Origin of the sequence: Reyranella soli, from assembly GCF_007992495.1 — a bacterium.
Lineage (GTDB): Bacteria > Pseudomonadota > Alphaproteobacteria > Reyranellales > Reyranellaceae > Reyranella > Reyranella soli.
Map to the genome: position 1 here is coordinate 1 of NZ_BKAJ01000284.1, position 6,228 is coordinate 6,228.

Sequence of the window (6,228 nt, forward strand, 5' to 3'; positions counted from 1 at the left end):
GGCCCGCGCTCCCATATGATCGGGACGACCTGCCCTTACTGCGGTGTCGGCTGCGGGCTGAAGATCACGCTGGACGGCAAGGGTGGCGCCGACGTCGTCGGCGATCCCGATCATCCGGCGAATCTCGGGCGCATCTGCTCCAAGGGTGCGGCGCTGGGCGAGACGTTGTCATTGGAAGACCGGCTACTCTATCCCGAGGTCGACGGCCGCCGCGTGTCATGGGACACCGCGCTCGACACCGTGGCGGACGGCTTTCGCGAGATCGTGACGCGACATGGCCCCGACGCCGTCGCCTTCTACGTCTCGGGCCAGCTCCTGACCGAGGACTATTACGCCGCCAACAAGCTCATCAAGGGCTTCTTGGGGACAGCCAACATCGACACCAACTCCCGCCTCTGCATGGCCTCGTCGGTGGCTGGCCACAAGCGCGCCTTCGGCAGCGACACGGTACCCGGCCTCTACGAGGACTTCGAGCAGGCCGACCTCGTCGTGCTGGTCGGCAGCAACCTCGCCTGGTGCCATCCTGTGCTGTTCCAGCGCCTGGAGACGGCCAAGCGCGCGCGCCCGACGATGCGCATCGTCGTCATTGACCCGCGGCGCACCGAGACCTGCGATATCGCCGATCTTCATTTGGGCTTGCGCCCCGGCAGCGACGTCGCCCTGTTCAATGCATTGCTGGCCGAGCTGCAGCGCCGCGGCGCCACCGCCAAGCGCTTCGTCGACAAGCACACGGTCGGCATGGACGACGCGCTGATCGCTGCCCGCGCCAGCGACGTCGGTCAATGCGACCTGCCCAAGGCCGACCTCGGGACCTTCTTCGACTGGTTTGCCAAGACCGAGAAGACGGTCACGCTCTATTCCCAGGGCGTGAACCAGTCGAGCGCCGGAGTCGACAAGGTCAATGCGCTGATCAATTGCCATCTGCTGACCGGCCGCATCGGCCGGCCGGGCATGGGTCCGTTCTCGATCACCGGCCAGCCCAACGCCATGGGCGGCCGCGAGGTCGGTGCGCTCTCCAACACGCTCGCCGCGCACATGGACTTCGCGCTGGAGGATGTCGGCCGCGTGGGCCGCTTCTGGAACACCAACCGTGTGCCGCGCAAGGCCGGCTTGAAGGCGGTCGAGCTGTTCGAGGCCGTGCGCGCCGGCCGCGTCAAGGCGGTGTGGATCATGGCGACCAATCCCGTCGCCAGCCTGCCCAACGCCGACGCCGTCCGCGCCGCCCTCGCTGCCTGCGAACTCTCCGTCGTCTCCGAAGCGATGCGCGCATCGGACACGGTCGATGCCTGCCGCGTCCGCCTGCCCGCGCTCGCCTGGGCGGAGAAGAACGGCACGGTCACCAATTCCGAGCGCTGCATCTCGCGTCAGCGGCCGTTCCTGCCGCCGCCCGGCGAGGCGCGCCAGGATTGGTGGATCATCGCCGAGGTTGCGCGTCGCCTGGGCCATGGCGAGGAATTCGCCTGGAAGGGTGCAGCCGACATCTTTCGCGAGCATGCCCGGCTCTCGGCCTTCGAGAATGACGGCCAACGCGACTTCGATATCGGCGCCTATGCCGACATCGACGACAGAGCATACGAATCGCTGAGGCCCTTCGTCTGGCCGGCGCGCAAGGATGCGCCGGCCGCCAGCACCCGCTTCTTCGCCGACGGCGGTTTCTTCCATTCCGACGGCCGCGCCCGCTTCATAGCCACGGGAGCGCGTGAGCCCGTCCATGCGCCAAGCGGCGATTGGCCGTTGCGGCTGAACACCGGCCGGGTGCGCGACCAATGGCACACCATGACGCGCACGGCGAAGTCGCTGCGGCTCGCCGGCCATCGCCCCGAGCCGACCATCGAGCTCAATGCCATCGATGCCGCCCAACGCGGGTTACAGGACGGTGACATTGCCGAGGTGACAAGCAAGTGGGGCCGCGCTGCGCTGCGTGTGCATCTGTCGTCGGCGCTGCGCCAGGGCGAGGCCTTCGCCCCCATGCACTGGACGGCCCAGCTTTCGCGCGCTGGCCGCATCAATGCCGCCGTCAATCCCGCGGTCGACCCCATTTCCGGCCAGCCCGAGCTCAAGCACACGCCGGTCGAGGTGCGCCACCTTGCCGTGCAGTGGCATGGCACGATTCTCGCTCGCAGGCCGATCATGCTGCCCGAGGTCACTTATTGGGCGCGCGTCAGGGGCGCCGGATGCCATGCCTATCTGCTGGCTGGCGAGCAGCCTTTGGCGGTGGCGCGCCGCGCCCTGTCGGCGGCGATGCGCACGGCCAATCCAGGGCCCCTCATTGAAGGTGGGGGGCTGGGCGGCGAGGAAGGCTTGGGCGCCGTCATCAGCGACGGCCGCCTCGAAGCGGTCATGCGCATCGGCAAGGCACACGATGAGTCGGCGCGCGACCGCCTTGCGCCGTTCATGGCGCTGGCCCAGCTCGACAGCGAGCAGCGCCGCGTCCTGCTGCACGGCGGCGAAGCGGCGGATCGGGGCGGCGAGATCTGCGCCTGCCTTGGCGTGTCCTGTGCTTCGGTACAGACGGCGATCGCCAATGGCGCCATGACCCTCGACGCCGTCGGCGCCGTCACCAGGGCCGGAACCAGCTGCGGCTCCTGCCGGCCCGAGATTCGTGCCCTGCTGCGCGCGGCGCGGCCGCGGCAAGCCGCTTGACGGTGCATTGATGCAGACCTTTCCCATCTTCCTTTCGCTGCAAGACCGGCCCGTGCTCGTGGTCGGCGGCAGCGAGCCCGCGGCGCGCAAGGTCGAACTGCTGTTATCGGCCGGCGCTCGCGTCACCTTGATCGCCGACACCGTGGTGGGCGAGATCGCCCAGCTGATCGCCGAGGCACGCATCTCGTGGGCTGGCCGCGGTTTCGACGACGATGACCTTTCGGGCATGGCGCTGGTGATCGTGGCCACCGGCGACGAGGCGCTGGCCGCGCGCGTGTCCAGTGCCGCGCAACGGCGCAGCCTGCCGGTGAATGTCGTCGACCGGCCGCTTCTCTCCAGCTTCATCATGCCGGCGATCGTCGATCGCGCGCCCATTACCATCGCTATCTCGACCGGCGGCACGGCGCCGGCGCTGGCGCGGCGCATTCGTGCCGAGATCGAGCGTGCCCTGCCGGCGGCGATCGGCCGGTTGGCGCGTTTCGCCGAGATCTTCCGCGTACAGGTGCGCCGCACACTCGAGAGCTCGCGCGACCGTCGTCGTTTTTGGGACCGCGTCTTCGCCGGCCGCATCGGCGAGCTGGCGCTGGCCGGCGACGAGATTGCGGCCCGCCGCGAACTGATCCGGTTGCTCGATTCGGCGCGCAACGAGAACGCGCCGGCCGGCATGGTGCATCTGGTCGGCGCCGGTCCTGGCGATCCCGATCTTCTCACCATGAAGGCGCATCGCCTGATGCAGCGCGCCGACGTCATCGTCTACGACCGGCTGGTCTCGCCCGAAGTGCTGGCAATGGCGCGGCGCGATGCCGAGCGCATCTTCGTCGGCAAGCGGCGCGGCGAGCATTGCCAGACTCAATCGGAGATCAATCGTCGCCTGGTGTCGCTGGCGCGCGCTGGTAACAGCGTGGTGCGGCTGAAGGGCGGCGATCCGCTGGTGTTCGGCCGCGGCGGCGAGGAGATCGAGGCGCTGGTGCGCGCCGGCGTCGCCGTCGAGGTGGTGCCGGGCATCACCGCGGCGCTGGGATGTGCGGCGTCGGCAGCGATCCCGCTCACCCATCGCGACCATGCACAGGCCTGCATCTTCGTCACCGGCCAGCTCAAGGACGGCACCGTCTCGCTCGACTGGCCGATGCTGGCGCGGCCGCGCCAGACAGTCGTCGTCTATATGGGCGCAGAAAGTCTCCCGATCATCGCCGCACGCCTGGTCGAGCATGGCTTGTCGCCCGCGACACCCATCGCGCTGATTGAGAATGGTACGACCAATCAGGAGCGGCGGGTCGTGGGGACGCTCGCGACAATCGAGCAGCAAGCGAGGCGGGCTGCGCTCGAGGGACCAACTCTCTGCATGATCGGTGAAGTGATCGGTGTCTCCTTGGCGCGCGATCCCGAACTTCAGGATCAGCGCGCCAGCTTCTAGCCAATCATGGCGGCGGACCGGGTTCGGATAGTCCCCCTGTTGAGGATCAAGGCGAGGTGAGCTGCGAAAACTAAGAAGAATCAACGCGTACGCGCCCGAAATTATTGTGGCAAATTTGCAACATTTGTTGGACGCGCGAGTCTCCCTTGGGGCAGTATGGGCGAGGCCGCTGGCCGCCCTGTTTTGGTTCCAAAGGGGGAGAAGTTCATGGCGTTAGGAACCGGGCGCTGCACGCGCTTGAGCGTACGAGTCACCGTGGCACTGGCCGCCTTGGCCTTTTTCGGGACGGCGGGTGCTCTTTCTCCCGCAATGGCCCAAGTCAAAGCGCCGACGAAGGCGAAGCTGAAGCCCCCGGTCAAGGCCACCCCCAAAGCCGATCCGACGGACAACGTCGCCGATCAGCTCAATGCCAAGTGGCAGCAGGACAACGGCGCGTTCTCCGGTTTCAAGACGGCGGCACCTGCAGTGGTCCCGGCTTCATACGCCACCCCGGCGGTTGCAAACGATTGGGGCGACCGCCTCGTCTCGCGCGCCATGAAATACCTGGGCACGCCCTATCGGTATGGCGGCACAACGCCAGCCGGCTTCGATTGCAGCGGCTTTGTCTACTATCTCTACGGCGCGGTCTTCGGACAAAGCATCCCGCGCATGCCGCACGACATGGCGCTTGAAGGCAAGACTGTCGCGCGCAGCGATCTCAAGCGTGGAGATCTCGTCTTCTTCGGCTACCGCGGCACCTTCACCCACGTCGGCATTTATGCCGGCAACGACCAGTTCGTGCATGCCACGCATCGCGGCTCGCCGGTCATGGTGACGCCCTTGGACTCAGACTACTACCGCGAGCGCTACATGACGGCGGTGAGGCTCGTTCCTCGATGATCGGGGATTTTCGCTTTGTGTCACGAATCGGTCTCTGATAAGGAAATTCGTGACAAAAATGCAACAGCGGGGACCGGGGATGCGCAGCTTAGTGCTGAGTCTAGCCATCACACTGGCCATCACCGGCCCAAGCTTCGCCCAATCCACGACGACCGGCACGGCCACCACGCCCCAGGTCATTCGCGGCTCGAGCAATAACGCGGCCGTCAAGAAGACGGCGGCGGCGGCCAACCAGACCAATGTAGTCCGGCCCCCGGCACACCAGAAACGCGCGACCAAACCTGAGACCCTGCGTGCCTCGCGCTATGGCGGCTTCGCGCCGGCGCCGTCCGGCCCGCCGCCGGTGCTCGACACGACCAGCCCGCGCACGCTCAACCTGGTCAACTTCAATACCCAGGAAGTGCTGACCGTCACCTACTGGTCGAACGGCGCCTACCATCGCAAGGCGCTCGACGAGCTCAATCACTTCCTGCGCGACTCGCGGGACAATGCGCAGACGGAGATGGATCCGCTGCTGTTCGACGTGCTGTGGCACACCACCCGCATCGTAGGCTACGGCGGCTCGATCGAGGTGCTGTCGGCCTATCGCTCGCCCGAGAGCAACGCGTGGCTCGCCAGCGTCAGCCGCGGCGTGGCGCGCGACAGCCAGCACATGAACGGCAACGCCATGGACATCCGCTTCCCCGGTGTGCCGGTGTTCCAGATTCGCCAGGCCGCCTACTCGCTCAACATGGGCGGCGTCGGCTTCTACCCGCGCTCGGGCTTCGTCCACCTCGACACCGGCCCCGTTCGCTACTGGTAAGGCCATGCCAAGCATCGACATCGTCGAAGGCGACATCACACGCCTCGACGTCGATGCCATCGTCAATGCAGCAAACGAGAGTCTCCTGGGCGGCGGTGGCGTCGACCGCGCCATTCATCGCGCTGCAGGACCAGAGCTTTTAGCCGAATGCAGAACGCTGCACGGTTGTCCCACCGGCGAAGCCAAGATCACCAAAGGGTACAAGCTGAAGGCGCGCCACGTGATCCATACCGTGGGCCCGATCTGGCGCGGCGGCACGGCCGGCGAGCCTGAGCTTCTGGCGCGCTGCTATCGCAACAGCCTGGCGCTGGCCGAGCAGCATGGGCTGAAGAGCATTGCCTTTCCGGCAATCTCGACCGGCATCTACGGCTATCCCAAGGAACCTTCGACCAAGATCGCCGTGCGCGAGGTCGAGGCGCACAAGGGCAGCGTCGAGCGCGTCGTCTTTTGCTGTTTCGGAGCGGACGTGGCGGCGCTGTATCGAGAGATC

At 66.8% G+C, this 6,228-nt stretch carries 5 protein-coding genes; all 5 read left to right on the top strand.

Annotated features, from left to right (window positions below):
- The first annotated feature begins 15 nt into the window (after positions 1 to 15).
- Entirely contained in the window at positions 16 to 2,643 is a 2,628-nt protein-coding gene (locus tag RSO01_RS45565; protein WP_147157259.1) for a nitrate reductase, read from the top strand.
- A gap of 10 nt (positions 2,644 to 2,653) precedes the next feature.
- The gene (cysG, locus tag RSO01_RS45570) at positions 2,654 to 4,057 is read left to right on the top strand and encodes a siroheme synthase CysG (protein ID WP_147157260.1); all 1,404 of its coding nucleotides are present in this window, start codon (positions 2,654 to 2,656) and stop codon (positions 4,055 to 4,057) included.
- Positions 4,058 to 4,264: 207 nt separating this feature from the next.
- Entirely contained in the window at positions 4,265 to 4,936 is a 672-nt protein-coding gene (locus RSO01_RS45575; protein WP_170303874.1) for a C40 family peptidase, read from the top strand.
- 91 nt (positions 4,937 to 5,027) lie between these two features.
- Positions 5,028 to 5,738 carry a peptidoglycan L,D-endopeptidase MepK gene (mepK, locus tag RSO01_RS45580; protein ID WP_218037666.1) on the top strand — a complete coding sequence of 237 codons (711 nt, stop codon included), beginning with the start codon at positions 5,028 to 5,030 and terminating at the stop codon, positions 5,736 to 5,738.
- Between the two features lie 4 nt (positions 5,739 to 5,742).
- Positions 5,743 to 6,228 (top strand): O-acetyl-ADP-ribose deacetylase (locus tag RSO01_RS45585; protein ID WP_147157263.1); only part of this gene is annotated, 486 nt, incomplete at its 3' end.

Coding starts and splice junctions, on each gene's coding strand:
- RSO01_RS45565 (WP_147157259.1), top strand. CDS start 16: ATGATCGGGACGACCTGCCCTTACTGCGGTGTCGGCTGCGGGCTGAAG.
- RSO01_RS45575 (WP_170303874.1), top strand. CDS start 4,265: ATGGCGTTAGGAACCGGGCGCTGCACGCGCTTGAGCGTACGAGTCACC.
- cysG (WP_147157260.1), top strand. CDS start 2,654: ATGCAGACCTTTCCCATCTTCCTTTCGCTGCAAGACCGGCCCGTGCTC.